This is a genomic window from Terribacillus sp. AE2B 122 (genome assembly GCF_902497585.1).
In the GTDB taxonomy this organism is placed as follows: Bacteria; Bacillota; Bacilli; order Bacillales; family Amphibacillaceae; genus Terribacillus; species Terribacillus saccharophilus_A.
Genome location: NZ_LR700942.1, coordinates 854,044 through 877,979 on the forward strand (window position 1 = coordinate 854,044; position 23,936 = coordinate 877,979).

At 44.2% G+C, this 23,936-nt stretch carries 27 protein-coding genes and 1 pseudogene; all 28 read right to left on the reverse strand.

The features are described from left to right. Window positions 1-3: 3 nt before the first annotated feature. The 28 genes and pseudogenes from fliJ to rpsP all read right to left on the reverse strand — a co-directional run bounded on the left by fliJ (window position 4) and on the right by rpsP (window position 23,882). A complete protein-coding gene (gene fliJ, locus AE2B122_RS04345; RefSeq protein ID WP_095217659.1) occupies window positions 4-450 on the reverse strand; it encodes a flagellar export protein FliJ in 447 nt (148 codons plus the stop codon). A 4-nt stretch (window positions 451-454) separates the two neighbouring features. Beyond that, a complete protein-coding gene (gene fliI, locus AE2B122_RS04350) occupies window positions 455-1,765 on the reverse strand; it encodes a flagellar protein export ATPase FliI (RefSeq protein WP_095217658.1) in 1,311 nt (436 codons plus the stop codon). Further along, complete coding sequence (gene fliH, locus AE2B122_RS04355) at window positions 1,765-2,511, reverse strand: flagellar assembly protein FliH (protein WP_175073185.1); 747 nt, start codon at window positions 2,509-2,511, stop codon at window positions 1,765-1,767. The genes fliI and fliH overlap by 1 nt, the downstream gene beginning before the upstream one ends. After that, on the reverse strand, window positions 2,504-3,517 hold the full coding sequence (fliG, locus tag AE2B122_RS04360) for a flagellar motor switch protein FliG (RefSeq protein WP_038560182.1): 1,014 nt from the start codon (window positions 3,515-3,517) through the stop codon (window positions 2,504-2,506). The genes fliH and fliG overlap by 8 nt, the downstream gene beginning before the upstream one ends. A 15-nt stretch (window positions 3,518-3,532) precedes the next feature. Next, entirely contained in the window at window positions 3,533-5,149 is a 1,617-nt protein-coding gene (gene fliF / locus AE2B122_RS04365) for a flagellar basal-body MS-ring/collar protein FliF (protein WP_095217655.1), read from the reverse strand. Window positions 5,150-5,226: 77 nt separating this feature from the next. Further along, complete coding sequence (gene fliE / locus AE2B122_RS04370; RefSeq protein ID WP_245840285.1) at window positions 5,227-5,502, reverse strand: flagellar hook-basal body complex protein FliE; 276 nt, start codon at window positions 5,500-5,502, stop codon at window positions 5,227-5,229. A gap of 37 nt (window positions 5,503-5,539) precedes the next feature. Next, on the reverse strand, window positions 5,540-5,995 hold the full coding sequence (gene flgC / locus AE2B122_RS04375; RefSeq protein ID WP_095270283.1) for a flagellar basal body rod protein FlgC: 456 nt from the start codon (window positions 5,993-5,995) through the stop codon (window positions 5,540-5,542). Window positions 5,996-5,997: 2 nt separating this feature from the next. After that, complete coding sequence (gene flgB / locus AE2B122_RS04380) at window positions 5,998-6,396, reverse strand: flagellar basal body rod protein FlgB (RefSeq protein ID WP_095270285.1); 399 nt, start codon at window positions 6,394-6,396, stop codon at window positions 5,998-6,000. 412 nt (window positions 6,397-6,808) lie between these two features. Further along, window positions 6,809-7,585 (reverse strand): GTP-sensing pleiotropic transcriptional regulator CodY, encoded by a 777-nt coding sequence (gene codY / locus AE2B122_RS04385; RefSeq protein ID WP_095217651.1) that lies wholly within the window; start codon window positions 7,583-7,585, stop codon window positions 6,809-6,811. A 17-nt stretch (window positions 7,586-7,602) separates the two neighbouring features. Beyond that, window positions 7,603-8,991, reverse strand: coding sequence for an HslU--HslV peptidase ATPase subunit (hslU, locus tag AE2B122_RS04390; protein ID WP_095270287.1), 1,389 nt, complete (start codon window positions 8,989-8,991; stop codon window positions 7,603-7,605). A gap of 2 nt (window positions 8,992-8,993) precedes the next feature. Further along, window positions 8,994-9,542: an ATP-dependent protease subunit HslV gene (gene hslV / locus AE2B122_RS04395; protein WP_093726606.1), complete on the reverse strand. Its 549-nt coding sequence runs from the start codon at window positions 9,540-9,542 to the stop codon at window positions 8,994-8,996. Between the two features lie 15 nt (window positions 9,543-9,557). Continuing rightward, window positions 9,558-10,466, reverse strand: coding sequence for a tyrosine recombinase XerC (gene xerC / locus AE2B122_RS04400; RefSeq protein ID WP_095270289.1), 909 nt, complete (start codon window positions 10,464-10,466; stop codon window positions 9,558-9,560). 244 nt (window positions 10,467-10,710) lie between these two features. Then, window positions 10,711-11,091: pseudogene (locus AE2B122_RS04405) on the reverse strand (FAD-dependent oxidoreductase); the annotation flags it as partial. Window positions 11,092-11,275: 184 nt separating this feature from the next. Beyond that, window positions 11,276-13,354 (reverse strand): type I DNA topoisomerase, encoded by a 2,079-nt coding sequence (gene topA / locus AE2B122_RS04410; protein ID WP_095217648.1) that lies wholly within the window; start codon window positions 13,352-13,354, stop codon window positions 11,276-11,278. 149 nt (window positions 13,355-13,503) lie between these two features. Beyond that, window positions 13,504-14,400 (reverse strand): DNA-processing protein DprA, encoded by an 897-nt coding sequence (gene dprA, locus AE2B122_RS04415; protein WP_175073186.1) that lies wholly within the window; start codon window positions 14,398-14,400, stop codon window positions 13,504-13,506. Between the two features lie 62 nt (window positions 14,401-14,462). Then, a complete protein-coding gene (gene sucD, locus AE2B122_RS04420; RefSeq protein ID WP_095217646.1) occupies window positions 14,463-15,365 on the reverse strand; it encodes a succinate--CoA ligase subunit alpha in 903 nt (300 codons plus the stop codon). A gap of 18 nt (window positions 15,366-15,383) precedes the next feature. Further along, complete coding sequence (sucC, locus tag AE2B122_RS04425; RefSeq protein ID WP_095270293.1) at window positions 15,384-16,544, reverse strand: ADP-forming succinate--CoA ligase subunit beta; 1,161 nt, start codon at window positions 16,542-16,544, stop codon at window positions 15,384-15,386. A 200-nt stretch (window positions 16,545-16,744) separates the two neighbouring features. Continuing rightward, a complete protein-coding gene (locus AE2B122_RS04430) occupies window positions 16,745-17,020 on the reverse strand; it encodes an EscU/YscU/HrcU family type III secretion system export apparatus switch protein (RefSeq protein ID WP_175073187.1) in 276 nt (91 codons plus the stop codon). After that, window positions 17,017-18,792 (reverse strand): hypothetical protein, encoded by a 1,776-nt coding sequence (locus AE2B122_RS04435; protein ID WP_175073188.1) that lies wholly within the window; start codon window positions 18,790-18,792, stop codon window positions 17,017-17,019. Before AE2B122_RS04435 ends, AE2B122_RS04430 begins: the two co-directional genes overlap by 4 nt. Before the next feature lie 15 nt (window positions 18,793-18,807). Beyond that, window positions 18,808-19,584, reverse strand: a complete 777-nt coding sequence (locus tag AE2B122_RS04440) for a ribonuclease HII (protein ID WP_254593408.1) — start codon at window positions 19,582-19,584, stop codon at window positions 18,808-18,810. Between the two features lie 82 nt (window positions 19,585-19,666). Then, a complete protein-coding gene (ylqF, locus tag AE2B122_RS04445; protein WP_175073190.1) occupies window positions 19,667-20,518 on the reverse strand; it encodes a ribosome biogenesis GTPase YlqF in 852 nt (283 codons plus the stop codon). A gap of 15 nt (window positions 20,519-20,533) precedes the next feature. Further along, window positions 20,534-21,091, reverse strand: a complete 558-nt coding sequence (lepB, locus tag AE2B122_RS04450; RefSeq protein ID WP_095217640.1) for a signal peptidase I — start codon at window positions 21,089-21,091, stop codon at window positions 20,534-20,536. 85 nt (window positions 21,092-21,176) lie between these two features. Further along, the gene (rplS, locus tag AE2B122_RS04455; protein ID WP_038560133.1) at window positions 21,177-21,521 is read right to left on the reverse strand and encodes a 50S ribosomal protein L19; all 345 of its coding nucleotides are present in this window, start codon (window positions 21,519-21,521) and stop codon (window positions 21,177-21,179) included. Window positions 21,522-21,651: 130 nt separating this feature from the next. After that, entirely contained in the window at window positions 21,652-22,380 is a 729-nt protein-coding gene (gene trmD / locus AE2B122_RS04460; protein WP_095230091.1) for a tRNA (guanosine(37)-N1)-methyltransferase TrmD, read from the reverse strand. Then, window positions 22,377-22,898: a ribosome maturation factor RimM gene (gene rimM / locus AE2B122_RS04465; RefSeq protein ID WP_175073191.1), complete on the reverse strand. Its 522-nt coding sequence runs from the start codon at window positions 22,896-22,898 to the stop codon at window positions 22,377-22,379. The genes trmD and rimM overlap by 4 nt, the downstream gene beginning before the upstream one ends. Before the next feature lie 15 nt (window positions 22,899-22,913). Further along, window positions 22,914-23,297 carry a YlqD family protein gene (locus AE2B122_RS04470; protein ID WP_095217637.1) on the reverse strand — a complete coding sequence of 128 codons (384 nt, stop codon included), beginning with the start codon at window positions 23,295-23,297 and terminating at the stop codon, window positions 22,914-22,916. 70 nt (window positions 23,298-23,367) lie between these two features. Next, on the reverse strand, window positions 23,368-23,598 hold the full coding sequence (locus AE2B122_RS04475; RefSeq protein ID WP_369679057.1) for a KH domain-containing protein: 231 nt from the start codon (window positions 23,596-23,598) through the stop codon (window positions 23,368-23,370). 11 nt (window positions 23,599-23,609) lie between these two features. Next, window positions 23,610-23,882 (reverse strand): 30S ribosomal protein S16, encoded by a 273-nt coding sequence (gene rpsP, locus AE2B122_RS04480; RefSeq protein WP_095217635.1) that lies wholly within the window; start codon window positions 23,880-23,882, stop codon window positions 23,610-23,612. Between the last annotated feature and the right edge of the window lie 54 nt (window positions 23,883-23,936).

A 23,936-nucleotide genomic window follows, 5' to 3' on the forward strand; every position in this document is an offset into this window, starting at 1 on the left:
ATACTATCGTGCTCCATTTGCTAAGAATTGGCGGATCGATATGTCATCCATCTGCTTATTTTCTTCCTCCTGCAGCTTGCGCCATGCTTCCTGCCTTTTCTTCTCCAAAAGCTTTTCGATCTTTTTCACTTCGATGTACGCTTCCGATAGCAGTTCCTGTTTTTCCAGCATAGCGTTACGAGCGAACTGTACAGCTATTTGAGCCCGGTCGATGCGCCGGTTGATTGTTTCCAGGAAATCATGGTGCTCGGATAGCCGCTGGATAGGAACAGAAGCCGCTAAGCCATTAGACAGCTGCTCTTCTGCATCTTCTTTCTTCTTGAGCAGTTCATATAAAGTTGTTGCTGCTGCTTCGAACTGTTGCTGTTTTTCTGCAAAAGCTTGCTGTGCGGTTTTACGTTCTCGCTCTTTCATACGTAATATCTTTTCGAAAACCTTTGCTTCAGCCATTAGATCATCCCTTTCCTAGCAGCTGCTTCATGAGCTGAATTGCATCCGGGCGACTGGTAAATTCATGCATTCCTTGCTTAAGGAAATCCAAGATTTGTTTTTGATAGCCGATTGCTTCATCTATTTCATTATTCGTACCTCTTTTGTAAGCACCAATTTGAATCAGTTCACGGTTTTCCTCATATAAAGCCAGCATCGTCCGTAAACGCTGTGCAAGCTGATAAACTTCTTCGTCGGTGATTTGCGGCATCACCCGACTTATTGACTTGAGGACATTCAAAGCAGGAAATTGGCCTTGTTCAGCTAGTTTCCGATCTAAAACGAAGTGTCCGTCCAAAATACCACGCACTGTATCGGCAATCGGTTCATTCATGTCGTCCCCATCTACAAGCACGGTGTAGAATGCTGTAATGGCTCCAAGTTCATTTGTTCCTGTTCGCTCAAGCAGCTTTGGCAAAGCGGCAAAAACAGACGGTGTATATCCTTTCGTCGTAGGCGGCTCGCCTGAGGCAAGACCGATCTCACGCTGTGCCATTGCGACCCGAGTGACCGAATCCATCATCAAGTTCACATGCATTCCTTGATCACGGAAATACTCACAAATAGCAGTCGCAGTGTAAGCACCTTTAATCCGCATGAGAGCCGGCTGATCAGATGTGGCAACGACGATTATTGACCTTTTGATCCCTTCTTCACCCAAGTCCTTTTCGATGAACTCTCGAACTTCACGCCCTCGTTCTCCTATCAGAGCGATAACATTGACATCGGCACTCGATTTTCGGGCTATCATCCCTAGAAGGGTACTCTTACCGACGCCGCTTCCGGCAAAAATTCCAACTCGTTGTCCCTGACCGACTGTCAATAGACTGTCGATTACTCGTACCCCCGTCTCCAGCGGCTCTAAAATTCGAGGCCTAGTCATTGGGTTCGGAGGATTACGATCCGTTGTAAACGACTTCAAGCCTTTAGGGAGCATACTGCCATCTAAGGGCTGTCCTAACGGATCAATAATACTGCCGATCAGCCCATGACCTATCTTGACTGACAATGGCGAACTAGTCGCTTCGACTAAACAGCCAGGTCCAACGTCTTTCAAAGGAGCAAAAGGCATAAGCAGCACTTTTTCATCATCAAATCCGACTACTTCTGCCAGAAACCTTTCTCCTGAACTTGAAGAAGGATGAATATAACAGACTTCGCCGACACTTGTGACTGGACCGTGTGATTCAATCAGCAATCCGACGACCCTATGAATTCTCCCATATCGTTTGTAGGTATCCAAATTATCCAGTTCATCAATATATCTCCCTAACATCAAAGAGTTTCCTCTCGTCTGATCTCAAACAACTTTTCTCGAAGAACAGTTAGCTGTGAATCAAGACTTGCATCAATTCTTCCATGCTTGGTTTCAAGGATACAGCCGCCAGCAGGTAAATCATGCTGCGGCATAATCATAAGATCGAAATCATTTCCAGTCAGCAAAGCTAATTCCTCTTTTTGCTGCAGGACAAGTTCATAACTGTCTGTATGGACGTAAAGTCGCAGATCGGATCGTTCCTTCCAGTCAGCAATAGCACCCTTTACAAGCGATAGATAGCTTTCTGGTTCATCTTTCAGTTTTTCATGAAGAATCTTTTCTGCAAGTCTCAATCCTAGATCAAGCAACGCATCCTCACTGCCTTCTACTGTTGCTTTGTAGTCTTGCTGAGCCAGCTGAATCATATTTTGTGCTTCTTCAATCTTCGCTTGATACGACTGCAGACCTTCCTGCTGTCCCGCTGCAAAACCTTTTTGATATCCTTCCAACTGTGCTTGCTCCATCAATTCCTGCCGCTCTGCTTCCCACTGGACTCTTTGCTCTTTCACTGCCTTGTTGGCAGCTGCCATTATTTGGTCAGCTTCTTTCTTCGCATCCTGGACATATTGCTCTGAACGCTGCTTCTCAGCTTGGAAAGATACTGCTTGTTCAGCACCATCAGCAGTCTCAAGCGACAGCTTGATCGGTTTTATACCAATTACTTTTGACTCTTGCACTGCAACCGATTGCCAGATATTAGACAATGATGTCATCTCCTCCGCCACGGGATATGATTATCTCGCCAACTTCCTCCAATCGTCGAATAACAGAAACAATTCGGCTTTGCGCTTCTTCCACATCCTTCAAGCGAACAGGACCCATGAATTCCATCTCTTCCTTGAATGTCTGCGCCATTCGGTCAGACATATTTTGGAACACAATATCTTTCACTTCGTCGCTTGCCACTTTTAGTGAGAGTTTCAAATCATCATTTTCCACTTCGCGGATGACACGCTGTATCGCGCGATTATCCAAGGTGACAATATCTTCAAAGATAAACATACGCTTTTTGATTTCCTCGGCAAGCTCAGGGTCTTGCACTTCGAGTTCATCAAGGATGGTCCTTTCCGTACTGCGGTCAACTCCATTGAGTACTTCTACAACTGCCTGTATACCGCCAGTCTGCGTATAATCCTGTGTCGCAGTCGCTGATAAGTTCTTCTCAAGTATCTGTTCTACTTGACTTATGATCTCTGGCGATGTACTGCTCATTGTAGCGATACGCTTCGCAACATCTGCCTGCATGTCCTGCGGCAACTCAGACAATATCTGACCGGATTGCTCCGGATCCAGATAAGAAAGAACCAGTGCAATTGTCTGAGGATGCTCGTTTTGAATAAAGTTGAGAATCTGTGTTGGGTCTGCTTTCCTTGCAAAATCAAATGGTCTTACTTGCAAGGTGGATGTCAGCCTGTTCATGATTGCAGCAGCTTCATCCACTCCTAGAGCCTTCTCCAAGATTGACTTTGCATAGGCAATCCCGCCTTGGGATATATAATCCTGAGCAATGGCAATCTGGTGGAATTGATCAATGATGGATTCCTTCTCTGTACTGTCCACTTTCTTGACCGAAGAAATCTCGAGAGACATGCGTTCTATCTCTTCTTCAGTCAAATGCTTGTACACGTTCGCAGCCGTATCAGCTCCAAGAGAGATCATCAAGACCGCCGCTTTCTGTTTTCCTGTCAAACGTCCTTTCACAGCTGCCATTCCTTCATTGCTCCTTTAATCTTCAGCCATCCAGCTTCGCAGTAGTTTAGCGAAGTCTTCTGGTGACTCTTGTGCTAATTTTTCCAATTGCTTTTGTTTCAGTGTTGATTCAGTTTCTGGAGTATCATCTATTTCTTCGACTACCACTGGTACTGCTGTCACTTCTTTTTCCAGCAAATCATCTTCCTCTTCCTCTTGATTCCTTCTGGAACGGATGAGCATGAATATGAGTACTGCTACAGCAGCTAAAAGAACTCCGCCAGCAATATATGCCCATACTGGGATTCCTGAACCAGCGGTGTCATCTGATTGTGCAGCCTGACTTGCAGCGAATGGCTGGAAGACTACTGAGACACTGTTTTCAGGATTTATTGTCTGTGCTACTTCTGCGTCTACAGAAGTCGACACGATCGAATTTAGAATCGAGGTGATGCTTTCTTCTACTTGTGTTTGTTCTTGTTGTGTAAGCTGTTGAGCCTCTCCATTCTGTGCTGCGGTGTTCTTGTTGCTATCAACCGCAACTTGAATGCCGATATCACGGATACTATATGGACTCTCGGTGATTTCTTTCTTTATTTTGTTGAATTCATAGTTCACTGATTCTTTCACATTGTTATAAGCACCGTCACCGGTAGTTTCATCCTCGGCAGCTATATTCGGAACTTCTTCTTCTCCAGTTCCGGCAACGCCGCCTTCTGCCGTTGGTTCGCCCTCATACGTTTCTGTAATTGTCTCAACACTTACAGGCAGACCTTCGTTATTTTCTTCATCAACAGGCTCCACAAGTTCCTCAGTGCGTGTTTCCTGATCAAAATCGATATCCGTTGTTACAGATACACGAACATTCTCAGCACCGACCATGGCAGCTAGCATTTGCTGCACACGCTGCTGAATTCCTTGCTCAACTTCCTGCTTGATGCCCATCTGATTTGTATAAGCATCTCCGCCTGCTTTGGCAGTATCCATGTTGATGTACTCAAAGTCCTGGTTAGTTATAACAATATTTTCTTCAGGAAGATTCGGCACGGTTTTCGATACCAATCGATACATCGCTTCTACTTGATCTGGCTGAAAATCATAGCCTGTTTCTGTATTCAAAACGATTGATGCAGATGCTTCTTCTTGTTCGTCAGTAACAAATACAGGATCAGTAGGTTTATTAATCAATACATTAGCACTCTTGATACCATCAATATTGGTCAAAAGCGTAGACAACTCAGTCTGTAAGGCATCGAGTTTAATAACATCAAACTCGTTATCTGTCATACCCCATGAAGCGTTGTTGCTGAAGAAAGAATAATCAATACTGCCGGTTTCCGGCAAACCTTCTGCCGCTAAATCAACGAGCAGCCCTTCTGCCTGTGTATCTGGCACAAGGATAGTTGATCCGTTACCTTGAAGTTCATACTTGACACCTTGCGCATCCAATTCTTCCTTTATCTTGCCAGTTTCTTGGGCAGAAAGATCTTTATACAACGGAACCATCGTTTCTTTTGTCGCAAAAAAAGAAGTGATACCGATGATTAGAATAAGAACAATCGGGGTACATATTATTAGTGCTTTTTGCCATCCAGGTCTTGTCTGCCAGAAACTCGTTATCTTTTCTTTGTAGCTTGCAATTCGCTGATTCATCTTGTTCCCCCAAAGCATAGGTCAAATTCATAATAAAAGCATATCTACTTTGAATGAGGATACGTTATATATCCTACTTACATAGACATGCGCATCATTTCTGTATAAGCATCGATTGCTTTCTTCTGTACTTGTACAGCTGCATCCAGTGCTACACTTGCTTTTTGAGACGCAATCATAACATCATGCAGGTTATCAACCTTTCCTGCCGCGAGATCTTGTGTCATTTTATCCGATGCCTGCTGTGTTTCGTTTAAGCTTTCGATTGCGGATTTTAAGCTTTCTGTGAAGCTTGATTGTGCCTGAGCTGGCGTTGCCTGCTTTACGGAAGTTAGGCCACTCGTTCCGACCATTCCGCTGATTCCTTCAACTGCCATTTGTTACCCCCCTTTATTTTCCGATTTCCAAAGCTTTTTGAAGCATTCCTTTTGTTGCGTTCATTGCTGTAACGTTAGCTTCATAGGATCGCGTAGCACTCATTAAATCTGTCATTTCCTTTAAAGGATCGACATTAGGCATTGCTACATAACCTTCCTCGTTCGCATCAGGTGAAGATGGGTTATAAACCATCTGAAATTCGGATTCATCTTCAGTGACTTCAGATACTCTCACACCATTTGAACTAGTCGAGCTGCCTTGTGCCCTTTCTAAGAAAGAAGAGAAGCTGTTTGTTTCCTGCGTCTCCAAGGAAACCATTTTACGTCTGTAAGGGACATAGTTCCCATCTTCATCAATAGTTGCCCGTGTCGTTTCTGCATTCGCAATATTGGATGATACAACATCCATCCGCAATCGCTGGGCTGTAAGCGCACTTGCGCTTGTATTCAAGGAAGAAAAAATAGTCACAATCAATTACCTCCTTTGATCACTTTGGACAAGCTGTTGAATTTACCGCTCATCCTGTCTACAAGTGCCTGATAGTATAGCTGGTTATCTGCCAATTCAGACATTTCCTTATCAATATCTACGTTGTTTTCACTATTGGTGTAAGAAGTATTTTCTTGCTTGGTTACTTGGAATTCCGACGCTTCCTCTGAGCTGCCGAATACCAGATGCTTCTGATTCGTACGCTTGGCAGTAAATCCTGCATCCATCGTCTGCTGCAGTGTATCTTTAAATGAAACTGTTTCTGTTTTATACCCAGGTGTATCTGCATTAGCTATATTATTAGCAATGGTCTGATTTTTGAGATTGGCATAATCCAGTGATCGATCCAACGCTTGAATCGTTTTGCCGTATAGGTCCATCGTAGTTCCTCCCAGATCGCTATGCGTAACGTCGAAATAGCTCTAATGTACACGATAATTGTATTGAAAGGAGGAAGATGTGTCTATATATTCTATGATAATTTTCTTATATATGTAAAAATGGTCTAAGCATACTAATCCTTTGTACCTATATATTAACCAACCACTTACAGAAATCAAGGTAATATTAGTATTAACTTTTTACACATTATGATTAAAGTCCAAAAAATCACAATTGCTATTATATACACTTCCCTTTAAATGTTTAATAAATAAACACATTTTCCTACACAAATCCGCCATTTTTTGTAAGGGCTTTCTATTATGGATATAATTTCATATTAAATGTAGTATAAGAGTCACAAATAATACACAAAAAAAGAAGCAGGCTATTTGGCCTGCTTCTTCTGGTTTAGCTTGTGTGCTTTTGTAATTCAACTAGGAATTTGTTATTAAGAACTTTAATGTAAGTACCTTTCATCCCTAAAGAACGGGACTCTATAACTCCTGCGCTTTCGAGCTTACGCAACGCGTTAACGATAACGGAACGTGTAATACCCACACGATCTGCCACTTTACTTGCTACTAGGAGACCTTCGCTGCCGTCCAATTCCTCAAAGATATGCTCGATTGCTTCCAATTCACTATAAGAAAGGGAGCTAATCGCCATTTGCACAACAGCTTTGCTGCGCGCTTCTGTTTCGATTTCTGCTGTTTTCTGATGAAGGATTTCCATCCCTACAACTGTTGCACCATATTCAGCTAGCAGCAAATCATCATCACTGAAGTTTTCTGCAAGACGGCTGAGAATCAATGTACCAAGACGTTCACCACCACCGATGATCGGTACAATTGTAGTTAAACCACCCTGGAAAAGATCTTTGTTCTCGACAGGGAATGCTGTATAAGGGCTATCGATACCGATGTTTGCAGTTGTTTGCTGAACTTGGAAAAGTCCTTCTGTATACTCTTTCGGAAATTGTTTTTCTTCAAGCATTTGCTTCATTCTGTCATTCTCGATTGCCTGGTTAATCGAAACACCAAGCAATTTACCGCGGCGACTTACGATAAAGGTATTACTCTCAATAACCTGTTGCAATGTCTCTGACATATTGTTGAAGTTGACAGCCTTTCCTGCTGTCTTTTGCAGCATAAAGTTTATATCTCTTGCTTTATCTAATAATTTCATGATTTCCTCCTGTAATGTTATAAAATATATTGGCTCAGATCTTTATTTTTTGCGATTGATGCTAGTTTGTCATCTACGTAGCTAGGGGTAATCTGAATTGTCCCCATGTTGATATCAGCTGCTTCGAAGCTTAAGTCTTCCAGCAGCTTCTCCAAGATGGTATGAAGACGACGAGCACCGATATTATCTGTTTCCTGATTCACTTCAAAAGCCACTTCCGCTAATCTGGTAACAGCTTCGTCCGTAAACTCCACATTTATACCTTCTGTCTCCAATAATGCCTTATACTGCTTCAGCAATGCGTTTGATGGCTCGATAAGGATCTTCTTGAAATCCTCGACAGATAGCTTCTCCAATTCAACACGGATCGGAAAACGCCCCTGCAGCTCCGGTATTAAATCAGACGGCTTTGCCATATGAAAGGCCCCTGCTGCTACGAACAAAATATGATCTGTCTTAACAGGTCCGTATTTTGTTGTCACAGTAGAACCTTCTACGATTGGAAGAATATCTCGCTGGACACCTTCTCGGGATACATTAGCACCTTGTTCGCCTTTAGCAGCAACTTTATCTATTTCATCGATGAAGATGATTCCGGCTTGTTCTACCAGTTGTACTGCTTCCTGCGATACTTCGTCCATGTCGATCAGCTTTTGCGCTTCCTGCTGAACAAGTAGCGGTCTTGCTTCAGATACAGGCAAACGACGCTTTTTCTTTTTCTTCGGCATGAATTGCCCCAAAGCATCCTGCATATTCATCCCCATCTGCTCCATACCGGATCCTTGAAGCATATCGTACATGGAGGATTGCTGCTCCTCAATCTCAATTGTTACCATAGTGTCTTCTAACTCGCCCATTTCGAGCATCCGTTCTGTACGAGCTCGTTTGGATTCGATTTCATCAGAAGGTTTTTCCTCTGGCTCTTCACTCTGCTGCTGGTTAAAGAGCATCTCGAATGGATTTTTGAAATTATTCGCCTGCTTTTTCGTCTCAGGAACAAGCAGTTTAACGAGTCGCTTCTTGGCTTGTTCTTCGGCTTTATCCTGTACAGCTTCCATCTTGTTTTCCCGCACAAGCCTTACGGAAGCTTCAGTCAAATCCCTTACCATCGATTCTACATCACGGCCGACATAGCCGACTTCAGTGAATTTCGTTGCTTCCACTTTAATGAATGGCGCCCCAACGAGTTTCGCCAGCCTTCTGGCGATCTCTGTTTTACCAACACCTGTCGGTCCGATCATCAGAATATTTTTCGGCGTTATCTCATCGCGTAAATCACTATCAAGCTGCATGCGGCGATAACGGTTCCTTAATGCCACCGCTACTGATCTCTTGGCATTTTGCTGACCGATAATATATCGATCCAGCTGCGCTACGATTTGTTTCGGGGTTAAGTTAGCCTCCATCATTACGCCTCCAATGTCTCCAACGTGATTTGATCGTTCGTGAATACACAAATTTCTCCAGCAATCTCAAGCGCAGCCTGAGCAATTTCAGCTGCCGACTTCTCTTCGGAGTATCTTTTCAGAGCGCGTCCTGCGCTTAAGGCAAAATTGCCGCCTGAGCCGATAGCCAAAATATCATCATCCGGTTCAATGACTTCCCCAGTTCCTGAAACAAGAAACATTTGCTCTTTGTTCATCACGATCAGCATCGCTTCCAGCTTCCGAAGGACTTGATCACTGCGCCATTCCTTCGCTAATTCCACCGCAGCTCTGGCAAGGTTGCCGTTATATGCTTCCAGCTTACCTTCGAATTTCTCAAAAAGCGTAAACGCGTCAGCTACCGAACCAGCAAAGCCCGCCAGCACCTGACCTTTGAATAATCTTCTGACTTTTTTTGCTTTATGTTTCATGACAACTTGGTTGCCGAGTGTCACCTGTCCATCTCCAGACATTGCGCACTCACCTTTATGACGTACGGCGAAAATAGTGGTGGCATGAAATTCAGAACTCATGGCTATCCATCTCCTTTAATCCCGATTCGCTCTCGGATGGGTATTCATATATATCGTACGCAGCCGATCTTTCGTCACATGCGTATAAATCTGTGTAGAGGACAGATGCTCATGACCAAGCAATTCCTGCACAGCACGCAAATCAGCACCTTCATTCAGCATGTGCGTGGCAAATGTGTGGCGCAGCTTGTGCGGATGCAGGTGCATATGTACAGCGGACTGCTCAACTAGTTTATTCAGGATGAGACGAATCCCACGTTCCGTAATCGGTTTTCCTCTGCTGTTTAAGAACAGTTTGTCGGTATCTTCCTGCGCCTTTTCTAAAAGACGATTGCGGCCATCCTGTAAATATCTCTGAGTTGCTTTTTCCATGAAACTGCCAAACGGAACATACCTCTCCTTACGTCCCTTACCGCGGACAAGGACTGTCCCGATAGAGAAATCTATGTCGCCTGATGTTATTCCTGCACACTCACTGACACGCATACCAGTACCGTACAGACACTCAAGGATAGCTTGATCCCGCTGTCCCAGCGGAGTTTCCAAATCAGAAGCTTCGAACAGTTTCTCAAGCTCTTGTTCGTAAAGGAAGCTGGGTACATAAGCAGGTGCCTTTGGCTGAACAAGCCGCAAAAATGGGTTTGCCGTGACAATATCTTCCCGCTCCAGGTACTTGTAAAAAGAACGAAGACTGGATATCTTCCGAGATACCGTCCGTCTTGATAGCTTCTTCTCATATAATCGTGTAAGAAAAACGCGTACTACTCCCGGATCTACTTGTTCAAACGAAATAGATTCCGAATGAAGGAATTCAAGGAAAAAATTCACATCATTCAGATAATAGTAAACCGTATGCGGGGAAGCATGCTTCTCCACTTGCAAATAAGATTTGAACTCTTGAACGAACTGTTCTGCATTTTTCAATTTAATCGCCTCACTTCAAGCGTATAAAGCTTATCATAACTTCAAGCAGAGAAGCAAACGTTAGAAATTAAATTGTAGAAAAATTCTGAATTGAAGTCAATGTACGGTTAACATAAGCTTAATTACAATTTTGCTTATTTTTTAATCGTCTTATTCAGTTCATGGATCAAACCGAAGTTAGCGTTTATTAGCTAGATCCTACTGATTGCATGCTTTATATAATGTGCAATAACTTCCGATTAAAGTAAATATGGAATTCGACAAGGTTGTAAAGTGTTCCGCGGTGTCATCCTAACGAGACCGAACGCTGCATATGGTTTTCCCCATTTTACGAATCCTTCAATCCTGCCGGCTTCAGCGAACCGAAGAGTACATCATTTCACAGCATTCTGTCATCACTTCAATCAGCATGCATCCTGAGATGTAGATCTCTTTCTCGAATTCTTTCAAAGGTACCGTTTCAGCTTAAACAAGCGCTTGCTAGAAATGATAGATTCTCTTTTCTTTTTCGTCATCGACAGTTCAAATAAGCAGCTTCACCTTTGTCATTGCGTGATTTTAGGTATACTCTGTACATATTGATGCTGTCCTTTTCAATGATCGGAGCAGTTACATCATAGAAATGACGAATCCATTTGTCATACGGTATTTCCCCTCAAGTGTGTCAAGCAAAATTCCTTTCCAATCCGTTATTATAGACCTCGTATAAAACTGTGTCAAATCATTTCCGGTTCCTGCTCTTGTTTTCACAAAGTCTTAACAATTCAAACAAAAGACTCCGGCTATCATTAAGCCGGAGTCTTTTCGTACTACTGCTGAACTTCTTCTTTATAATCACAGCTGGAACATGTAATCTGCGTTCCCTTTTTCGCTTTCTTCTCGACAAGCATGGAGTCACATTTCGGACATGGTCTCGAGATCGGTTTATCCCAGCTGAGAAAATCACAGTCTGGGTACTGATCGCAGCCGTAGAATACGCGGTTTTTCTTCGACTTACGTTCGACAACTTCGCCTTCCTTACATTTCGGACAAGTTACTCCGATCTTTTTCAGAATCGGCTTCGTATTACGGCAATCCGGGAAATTGGAGCAAGCGAGGAACTTACCGTAGCGCCCCATTTTGTATACCATCTCATGCCCGCATTCCTCACAATCGATACCAGCAGGTTCATCCCGTATCTCGATTTTTTCCATTTCCTGCTCCGCTTTTTCCAATCTTGTGTCGAAGCCTTTATAGAATTCATCGATGATAGTGACCCATTGTGTCTTACCTTCCTCAACGTGGTCAAGATCTTCTTCCATCTTCACTGTGAACTCCAAATCAATGATCTCCGGGAAAAATTCCTCCAGAATATCAATTACAATTTCTCCTAGTTCTGTCGGTACGAAACGCTTGTTGTCGAGCGTTACATAGCCGCGGCGCTGAATTGTATCCAGAGTCGGTGCAAAGGTAGATGGACGGCCGATTCCCTGCTCTTCCATCGTACGGACAAGCCGAGCTTCCGTATAGCGCGGAGGTGGCTGTGTGAAGTGCTGGTTCGGTGTGATTTCCTCCGCCTTCACTGTCATGCCTTCTTCCAGATTCGGAAGCAGCCTGTCTTTTTCACTCTTGTTATCATCATTACCTTCCACATAAACCTTCATGAATCCCTTGAATTTAACCTTGGATCCTGTTGCCCGGAACTCTACACCCTCATTTACAAGGTGAACGGTCATTGTATCCAGGACAGCCTGTGCCATCTGACTTGCAGTGAAACGTTCCCAGATGAGTTTGTACAATCTGAACTGATCACGTGACAAGATTGCTTTTACACTATCTGGGTGCCGGTACGCAGACGTTGGGCGAATACCTTCATGGGCATCCTGAGCACCTTCGGTTTGTTTCGTTTTTGCACCTGAACCAAGGAACTCTTCGCCATACGTTTCTTTGATGTAATTGGCTGATTCTTCTTTGGCTGTGTTAGATATACGAGTGGAGTCGGTACGCATATAGGTGATCAGACCAGTGATTCCGCCTTCTTTTTTACCTAAATCAATTCCCTCATAAAGCTGCTGCGCCACCATCATTGTCTTACGAGCTCGGAAATTGAGTTTGCGCGCTGCTTCCTGCTGCAGGGAAGACGTCGTGAATGGAGCTGCTGGGTTTCGTTTACGTTCCCTTTTGTTCACTCTATCGACTTGGAAATCATTTCCGTTCAATTTTTCGAGTATCTCATTGACTTCTTCTTCGGACGCGAGGCCTACTTTCTCACCATCTACTCCGTAAAATGATCCTTCAAAACTGCTTTTTCCGGATTGGAAAGCTGTATCTATTGACCAGTATTCTTCTGGAATGAATTTCTTGATCTCGTTTTCACGATCCATAATCATCTTCACGGCTACAGATTGGACACGTCCGGCACTCAGGCCTTTCTTCACTTTCTTCCATAGCAGCGGGCTAATATTATATCCGACAAGTCGGTCTAGGATACGCCGAGCCTGTTGAGCATCAACCAAATCCATATCGATACTGCGCGGATGCTTGAAGGACTCCTTGATCGCATCCTTCGTTATCTCATTGAAGACCACACGACACTCAGAAGTCTCATCGATGTTTAAGCTATGCGCCAAGTGCCATGCAATCGCTTCACCCTCACGATCGGGATCGGCTGCGAGATATACTTTCTTTACTTTCTTGGCTGCACTTTTCAATTCTTTGAGCACAGGTCCTTTTCCTCGGATAGTGATGTAGCGAGGTTCAAAGTCTTCTTCTACATTGATACCCATCTGACTTTTCGGCAAGTCACGGATATGTCCCATGCTTGCTTTTACTTTATATTTTTTACCTAGATAACGTTCGATTGTTTTCGCTTTAGCTGGAGATTCCACGATTACAAGATAATCTGCCATATTGTTTCCTCCCAAGAGGTTTTCTTTTTCTGTTTATTTTTTATATATTGTCCGATAAATCTTCCCTATTATTAAATACTTATATTCCGTTTGTCAAACATAACTTGCTATATTTTGTAATAAAGCATACAGAAAAAAGCAAGTTTCTACTATATAAAGTGTATCCATTTCGACTTATTACGTTCCCATTCGTCAATCAGCTGACCCGGTTCAAAGATGATTCCGGCTCCTTCTGAAATCATCTGATGACAGCCTGCTGTCCGGTCCTCCAGAGGGTCTCCGGGTATAGCAAATACATCTCTTCCTTGTTCCAATGCATGCATGACGGTATGCATTGTACCGCTATGTTTTTTGGCTTCGACTACTAGGGTACAGAAACCAAGTCCACTGATGATTCGATTCCGTTCCGGAAAATGATGCTGCTGCGGATGCTGATCGGGATAATACTCACTGAGAGCAAGCTGTGTCACTGCTAATTTGTCAAATAACTCCTGATTCGAACGAGGATATATTTGACGTAAACCGCCTCCTAATACAGCTATTGTATTGCCATTATTGCGAATCGCTGCTTGATGCGCCATAGTGTCGATTCCCTTTGCCATACCGCTGATAATTGTCCATCCGGCAGCAGCTAACGGAGCTAAAAAATAAGCCACCTTATCGGCAGCAGCCTTCGTTGGCTGACGAGTGCCGACTACGCTGATTGCAGGCAGCCTGCCAAGGAGCTCGATATTGCCAGCAGCATAAAGTACAAGCGGAGGATCAGGTATGTGTCTTAGAGCAGCTGGAAAAGCTTCATCAAAGCAAGTTAAAGTGCAAAAGGTCTGCATGTCCTGCTCCAAAGAGGTAAGATGTGTTTCGTCCTGCAATTCGTGGAACAATGTAAGTGCAAAAGATTCGGGGAGCTGATAATAACTCATCAGTTCATGGAAGGATGAATGTAGAAGGTTGTCCAATCGAGGATCGAGTGTGAGGATACGCTGCATGACCTTACGCCGTCCCCGCAGCACTCGGTGCAGCAACAATAATCTTTTACGTTTCTCCAATTTACCACTCCTGTCTCTGAAAAAGATAAGAAAGCGGACCGAATAATCGGCCCACTTTCATCTTAATGCGTTTGACAGATTTCGTACAGTCCCTTTTCTTTCAGCACTTCAATCAAAGTTTCTCCCATAACTGCTGGCGTATTCGCTACTTTTACACCACAAGCTTCCAAGACTTTGATTTTTTCGTCAGCTGTGCCTTTTCCACCAGAGATGATGGCACCAGCATGGCCCATACGTTTCCCTGGAGGTGCTGTTGCACCGCCGATGAAACCGACGACAGGTTTGTTCATATTTTGACGGATCCATTCGGCAGCTTCTTCTTCCGCTGTACCACCAATTTCTCCGATCATGATGACCGCTTTCGTCTCTCTGTCTTCATTGAATGCTTTCAAAACATCGATAAAATCCGTTCCGTTAACTGGGTCCCCGCCGATACCAACCGCAGTGGATTGGCCAATGCCAGCTTGTGTGAGCTGATGCACTGCTTCATACGTCAAGGTACCAGACCGTGATACAACGCCGATATGTCCTTTTTTATGAATATATCCAGGCATGATACCAATTTTGCACTCTTCCGGTGTGATGACACCAGGACAGTTCGGACCGATCAATCTTGTCTTTTTGCCTTCCATCGCTCGCTTCACACGAACCATGTCCATAACTGGAATATGCTCTGTAATACAGATGACCAGATCAAGCTCCGCGTCCACAGCTTCTAAAATCGCATCAGCTGCAAAAGCTGCCGGAACATAGATTACTGAAGCAGTAGCGCCAGTTTCGTGTACTGCCTCTTTCACTGTATTATAAACAGGTACGCCTTCCACCTCGGTACCGCCTTTTTTTGGCGTAACACCGGCAACAATCCGGGTACCGTATTCAATCATCTGCTTTGTATGGAAAAGCGCCGTAGATCCAGTAATACCTTGTACGAGTACTCTTGTTTCCTTATTAATAAAAACACTCATGAATTTGTACCTCCCCCGTTAGTTTACAAGTGCGACGATTTTCTCTGCTGCATCTGCCATGGACGCTGCCGATGTGATGTTCAATCCGGATTCCTCGAGCAGCTTCTTGCCCTGCTCCACGTTCGTTCCTTCCAAACGTACGACAAGCGGAATTTCCAATCCGACTTGACGGGATGCACCAATTACACCTTCAGCAATAACGTCACATTTCATAATGCCTCCGAAAATATTGACTAAGATACCTTTGACATTTTGATCAGCCAGAATGATTTTGAAGGCCTCGGTAACTTTTTCAGTCGTAGCACCGCCCCCAACATCGAGGAAGTTAGCGGGATCTCCGCCGTAATGCTTGATAATATCCATCGTAGCCATTGCGAGACCCGCACCGTTTACCATGCAGCCGATATTCCCATCAAGGGAAATATAGCTCAAATCATGCTTAGAAGCTTCGATTTCTTTTTCATCTTCTTCATCCAAGTCGCGAAGCGCGACGATATCTTTATGTCTGTATAGTGCGTTTTCGTCAAAATTCAGTTTGGCATCAAGCGCCAATACTTGACCATCGCCAGTCGTAACAAGCGGATTAATCTCAGCAATGGAGCAATCCTTCTCTACGAAAGCCTGATACAAGCTCATCATGAACCCGACAGCTTTGTTCAGCGATTCTGGCGGAATATTAATAGCAAATGCCAATCTTCTAGCTTGGTAGCCAGTCAAACCGACAACAGGGTCGATCGCTTCCCGGAAGATTTTTTCCGGTGTCTCTGCTGCAACTTCCTCAATCTCTGTACCGCCTTCTTCAGACGCCATCATTACGATTCGGGATGTGCTGCGATCAAGAACAAGACCGATATAATACTCTTTCTGGATATCACAGCCCTCTTCGATCAGAAGTCGTTTCACTTCTTTTCCTTCTGGGCCTGTCTGATGTGTTACAAGCGTCTTGCCTAAGATTTCCTCCGCGTATGTACGAACTTCATCCAAGCTTTTCGCTACTTTCACACCGCCTGCTTTGCCGCGTCCGCCAGCGTGGATCTGCGCTTTGACAACGCATACATTTGTGCCCAGGCTTTCAGCTGCTTCTACAGCTTCCTCGACACTGAATGCCACTTTACCAGCAGGAACAGACACACCAAATTCACGCAAAACCTCTTTGCCTTGATACTCATGAATATTCATTCTGTACCCTCCCCGTCAGATTCCGTGCAAAACTATTGTAAACGATTTCTTCTGCAAAAGTCTACCAAAAACTATGGAAAAGACAGAATCTACATAAAACTTATAAGGGCGAATAAAGAAGAGGATGCCTTTTTGTTGAAAATTTATGAAAATGCTTTCATAAGAGAATTTATGGAAAAAGCATCCCATCAAAGAGACGCTTATTTCCCTGCCTGCTTGTCTGCCTGGTAAATGAATGCAAAGACCTCTGCCACTGCCTCATAGAGATCCGCTGGAATCATCTCGTTTACTTCCAACTCCGCCAATAGACCTACTAATGCAGGGTCTTGCTGGACCGGCACACCATTATCCTGAGCACGTTTTATGATTGCCTCGGCAGTCAGACCTTTCCCGCTTGCTGTAAGGACCGGCGCCTGCTTTTTTGCAGCGTCATATTTCAGGGCCGCTGCTTGCCGAACGTACCTTTTTTCTGTCATATGCGATAGTCGACACCTTTCTGCTCGGTATGTACAGCATGCAAGCTTGTATCAACATAGCTTGCTTCTTTTGCATTGTTGCTGACCGTATATTTTACAGAAGAAAGATGATAGCCGCTTGTATCAAGTGCTGATTTTAGCTTTTGCTGAAGCGGACGCATGACTTGTTCTGCTTTCCCTTCTTCTGTATAAATATGCAGACTGACAGCCTTTTTCTGTACGTACATATCTACTACCATGTCATCGAGAAAAGGTAAATGCAAATAAAACAAAATACGGCAGTGATCAGAAGATAACTGTCCGTCAGCTTCTTTTCTGCCCTCCAGCTCCATCAGAATATCTTTATCGAATCCAAACGGAGCGCCTGAAAGCTGAAGCTGGATGTAAGCCATTTGTTTATCATCCTGAACCTGAAGCAGCTGGCTTCCGGTAATTTGCTGAAGAAGCTGAGAGGAGAGCTCTGCTCTTTCATTACCTTGTGCTGCGTGCTGCAGGAGCAAACCTTTTAAAGGCAGATTCGCAGCATCGGCATCGTTTAAATCGTGTTCATATGAAAATCCAGTCTGCCTTACAATATCTTGGAGCAGATTTTTGAAAAAATCTCCATCTTTGCTTTGCTCATTCGTTTGTGTCACCTGGAGAAGCTGCAATAATTCGGTACTCTTCGCTTGCAGCAGCTGGTTATCTACATTCCCTTTTGCCAGCTGGCTGTATATGTCTTGAGCCATTGGTGCTGACTGAAAGGGGTCCAAAGCTGTGCGCAGACTGGTGATTATTTCATGAGGCAGCGACCGATCCGGAAACATACTAAGGAGCTGACGGACCGTCGACAGCGCAGTCTGGAGGCTCTCTTGGGCAGCCGGAGATTGCTTACCGACAAGTTGCATCTCGGATATGAAACTATCAAGTGCTTGAGAAAACGGTAGTATTCCTGCTGTTCTGTTAGATGAACTCCCAGATTCCTGAATTAACTGCTGCGGAACACTTCTGCCAACATCCATTTGCTTATCATATGCCAGCCATTCTCTTTGCCAAACAGTAAAGGTTGGCACAGCAGCAGGTAAAGACGGGCGGATAGCTTGATACATATCCTGTTTTCCTGCTTGTGCCTCTTGGATAATCTGCTGTACAAGCTGCTGTTCATGCACTGCTGGACCAGCAGGTGCCAATTTTCCGAGCATCTGTTGAAGTGGCGTTGTTTTATCACTCCCGACTGGTACAGTATTGGTGAGTTCACGAAGGGAAGCCGTCATATCTTGTGTCTGTCGAGCCGTGATAGCTTGGAGGACACTTTCTGTTAAGGGCAGCTGCCGCTGAAGCATAAGCTGCAGCGCTTGTTTCCTTACTTCCACGGGCTGCAATTCTTTCTGCTGCAAAAGATTTAGTGCTTGTTTCAGCTGAGGCATCGTAAATGCAGTCTGCTGTTTCATCAAGCCTTCCACTAAGCTTGTATTCATTTTATTCGGTTTCATACCAGCAAGCTCAATTAACTGAGAGACATCTGCTTGGTTCCCAGCGGTTTGGGGCAAAACCTGCAATAAAGGACGCTCTCCTCCTTCTTTTACTTCAAACCAATAAGTACCTCCTGCAGTCAGTGATGCCTGCAATTCTGCAATAACTTGCTTGGCACCGATTTGCAGCAATGCTTTGTTATCAGGAAAAAACTTCGTAATCTTTCCAGTTACGACCTCCCCTGGCCTAAAGTTTCTTTCCTCTTGCGGCTGCTGAGCTTGCTTAATACCTTGAGAGCTTTGGATACTAAGGTGATGCATGATGTCACTTCCTTCTTAAACGCGGGAAAGATCTTTGACAGGGGCAAAGCTCAGTCGATGTAATGGGGTAATCCCTTGCTTACGCAATGCTTCCAGATGCTGCTTGGTTCCATAGCCCATATGATCTTTGAAGCCATAACCTGGATAGGCTGTATCCGCCTCTTTCATCATCCGATCTCTTGTCACTTTCGCAATGATACTTGCTGCTGCAATCGAAACACTGCGCTGATCTCCCTTGATCAAGGATTCATATGTACAAGACAATTCTGAGAGAGGCATAGCATCTACCAGCACATGGTCCGGCTGACATTCCAACTCATCGACAGCCTCCAGCATTGCTTGTTTGGCAGCTTGATAGATATTGATTTCATCAATTCTTTGGCTGGTTACGATACCTACTCCATAGGCAATACAAGTGTCGATAATTTGCTCATATAAAGCTTCCCTTTTCGCCTCGCTCAACTGTTTCGAATCATTCAAGCCTGCTATGTAGGCATCTCTTGGCAAGATTACTGCTGCTGCAACAACCGGACCCGCGAGCGGACCTCTGCCCGCTTCATCTATACCCGCGATATACTGCTTCCCTTTCTCGTAATAGGCGTTTTCAAAGCTGCACATATGATCGTATTGCTCGCGAAGCTCCTGTTCTTTCACTTGTTTCCTTTTATGGGCGTCCATAAGCTTCTGAACACCTGTACGATGATCCTCTTGCCAGGATGAAAGCATCTCCTCCGAATATGTTCCTTCCTGTAAGTGAGCTCGTATCTGCTGGATCGTCAATACATCTTTCATAAACAATCTCCCTTTTCTCTGTTTATCGGTTATGTAGACAAAAAATAAAGACATACATAAAAGAAATATGTATGTCCGTTTCTTACACTGTTGGTTTTTCGAATGTCACATTCGTAATCCGCTTACTGCGGAGATCCCGAATAATGATATCGTACGTTTTTTCATAATTAATTTCACCGCCAGCTTCAAGCGCACCTCGGAATCGTCCGATATGGGTGAACATTTCGACTGTGTCCATGGAAATATCCTCTATCGCATATCTTTGTGCAACTTGCTTCGGATAGTGCTCTTTCAGATAGTTAAGAATAAACGTTGCTACTTCCTCCATTGGCAAAATTTGATCTTTGATCGTACCAATGGCAGCAAGCACTAAACCAACCTGCGGGTCTTCGAATTTCGGCCAAAGGATCCCTGGTGTATCCAGCAACTCGAAATCCTTCTTCACTTTGATCCACTGCTGCTGCGTGGTAACACCTGGACGATCGCCTGTTTTTGCAATTTTTTTACTTGCAAGCCGATTGATGAGTGTTGATTTTCCAACGTTAGGTATACCGATAATCATTGCACGACCAGGCGGTGGATTCTGCACGCCTCTGCGCTTCCATTTTTCCCGCTTCGCAGCATGCATATCATGTGCGCGCTGGACAACACGCTGTATGTCGTTTTTCTCATCAGCATTGACAGAAAGAGCTGGTGTACCTTGTTCCTCATAATATCGGATCCATGCATCAGTAACCGATTTATCAGCCAAGTCTTTCTTCATAAGTACGACCATTTTCGGTTTGTCGCCCAGCACTTTGCGAAGCATCGGATTTTGTGATGCTTCTGGTGCCCTTGCATCCACCAACTCGATGACAAAGTCTACGAGCTTTAGTTTTTCTTCTACTTCTCTTCTAGCTTTGGCCATATGGCCGGGAAACCATTGAATCGTCACGAGAATATGTTCCTCCTATTTTGTCAGACCGATGCGATCAAGCGGCCAGAACGTTAGCTGTACTTTACCGACAATCTGATCTTCCGGTATTAAGCCGATGTATCTGCTATCGGTTGAATTTCTACGATTATCCCCGAGTACGAGCACATAGCCCTCTGGAATCTCCTCGTAATTGCCCGGCAGATCTTCAAGAGTGAAATCATTCGTCAGGTTACCGCCATCTGCAAGTGCCTCTTTCTCACTGTCCAGATAAGGCTCATCCACGATTTCACCATTTATATACAATGTATCATCGATCATTTCGACATGATCTCCCGGCACACCAATCACCCGTTTGATGTAATCCTTCGATTCAGTAGCGTGAAAGACTATAATATCTTTCTGTTCAGGCTCACCGAAACGGTAGCTTATCTTATTCACTATCATAAAATCATTATCATGCAAGGTTGGCTGCATGGAAGGTCCGTCAACTACAATCGGAGCAAACAGGAACATCCGAACTACCACCGCAATAATGACAGCGATGATTAAAGCCTTCAGCCAATCTAGCCATTCATTTTTCTGTTTGGCCATCTATAAGCCTCCAATTGTCTACTAGATCTATTTGGTCTATATAGCAAAAAAAGAGCTTGACGAAGCAAGCTCTCTTTTCTGGTACTTAGCGGATTTCTTTGATACGAGCAGCTTTTCCGCGAAGTTTACGTAGGTAATAAAGTTTCGCACGACGTACTTTACCACGACGGCTAACTTCGATTTTTTCTAAACGTGGGCTGTGTACTGGGAAAGTACGTTCTACACCAACGCCTGAAGAAATCTTACGTACTGTGAAAGTTTCTGAAATTCCGCCGTTTTGACGTTTAATAACGACACCTTCGAATAACTGGATACGCTCACGAGTTCCCTCTACTACTTTAACGTGAACTTTAACCGTATCTCCGGGACGGAATTCAGGATGATCAGCGCGAAGCTGTTCTTTTGTAATGTCATGAATTAATTCCTGCATTCTGTTCAACTCCTTCTCACCAATGCTCATTCTCGTAAAAATACGACAGCGGAACATTGTAATATGGCGCTTACCGTTGTAAGCACAGCATTTAATATACCATACTTGGCTTATGAATTCAAAGTATTATTCAATCTTTTTGCCACTTTTTCACTTGATCACGTTCTTTGTCAGAAAGCTCTGCATCCGAAAGAAGATCAGGCCTTCTTGTAGCTGTTCGGTAAAGCGATTGTTCCCGGCGCCAGGCTTCTATTTTACCATGATCACCAGAGGTAAGAACTTCCGGCACCTGCATGCCTCGGAAGTCGGCAGGTCGCGTATAATGAGGGTGTTCCAGCAGTCCTGTCGAGAATGAATCCTCAGGTGCAGAAGAAGCATTGCCCAAAACATCAGGCAGAAGACGGACAACACTATCCATAACCGCCATCGCACCGATTTCTCCTCCGGTCAGCACATAGTCCCCGATAGAGATCTCATCTGTCACAATGTTTTCACGGATACGTTCATCGTATCCTTCATAATGACCGCAGATAAAAATCAGATGCTCCTCTTTCGCCAATTCTTCCGCTTTCTTCTGGTTATACGGCTCACCCTGCGGACACATGAGAATGACACGAGGCTTGGCAGATCCCTCTGTCACATGTTCAATCGCATCAAAGATTGGCTGCGGCGCCAATACCATACCTGCTCCGCCGCCATACGGATAGTCATCTACTTTCTTATGCTTGTTTGTCGTGAATTCCCGGAAGTTCACCAGATTCGGCTGAAAGGCTCCAAGCTCTTGGGCCCTTTTTAGAATGGAATGCTGCAGCACGCCTTCGAACATTTCCGGAAATAGCGTCAGAATGTCAATTTTCATAGATCCAGCAATCCTTCCATCGGTTCAATAACGATGCGTTTGCTTTCAATATCAATCTGTTTAACGACTTGTTCTATATAAGGCACTAGCAGATCCTTCTGCTTCGTACGTTGTACAACCCAAACATCGTTTGCGCCAGGGGACAGGATCTCTTTCACCTTACCAAGCACCTCTCCTTCAACTGTCTCAACTGTACAGCCGATAATCTCGTGGTAATAGAACTCATCCTCTTCCAAATCGCTGAGCTGATCCTCGCGAACTTTCAGGATACCACCCTTCAATTCTTCCACTTGATTAATCGTTGTATACCCTTGGAAAGTAAGCAAATCGAAAGTCTTATGCTTGCGATGTGTGTTTACAATCAGCTTTTGGGGCTTACTGTTTTCGTCCTCGTACCAATACAATTCTTCTCCCGGCTCAAAGCGTTCATCGAAATCCGTGATTCGTACGACCCGGACTTCTCCAGCTATTCCATGTGTATTGACGACTTTCCCTACATTATACATTTTTATATCCATAGTTTATCACCTTCATTATTCTATCCGGATGACAATGCCATCTTGGATGACGATTTTTTTCGATGCAAGCTCGTCCCATTTCATGCCTACTTCAACTTCAACAAGAGCTTCAACCTCTTGAATCATGATCTCACTGCCAATCGGCAGCACGTCCAGCTGCGAAAGCTGGAATGCGATCGTAGCCGCTTTTTCCTCTCGTTTCCGGATTTCTGCCTGGAAACGTTTGTGCACATCCTGTTTGGATACACCTTGTTTCTTTTCGAGTTTTCGTTTCTCGAACAACAGCTGTTGACACTCTTGGTCAAGTTGACGCGCTGTCTTTTGAAGACGTTCTCTGAGTGCTGTTTTGCTGGATTCAGTGATCACTTCATCGACGCGCAAGCTTCGGATTATCTTCATCGGACACCTGGCTTTCTGCTGGAAAAACTTTTTTTACATTGTAAAAAAGGGAAAGGTTTCCCTCTCCCTTTTACACTATGTCCAGATAAATGCGTTTTTCGTGATCAGCGGATGCAGCACGCAGCACTGCGCGAAAGGCACGAGCATTACGGCCGTCCTTGCCGATCACTTTGCCAATATCAGATTCATGCACCTGAAGCTGATAGATGACCTTATGCTGTTCTTCCCTTTGATGCACGACGATCTGCTCAGGAAAATCAACAAGCGGAGCAACCATCGCTTCAATGAGTGCTTTCAGAATCGATCAGCCCTTTACTTCTGGTTTTTTGAGTCGTGGAACTTTTTCAAGATTCCTTCGTTAGAGAAAAGGTTACGAACTGTGTCGCTTGGCTTAGCGCCTTTAGCCATCCAGTCCATCGCTTTTACTTCATCCAATTTAACCTCAGCTGGGTTAACTGTTGGGTTATATGTTCCGATTTGCTCGATAATACGTCCGTCACGAGGAGAACGAGAATCAGCAACTACGACACGATAGAAAGGGTTTCTTTTAGAACCCATACGTTTTAGACGAATTTTAACTGCCATGTTGTTGCACCTCCAAAATAATGTTTCTCACAAGATATGATTGTAACAGATTAA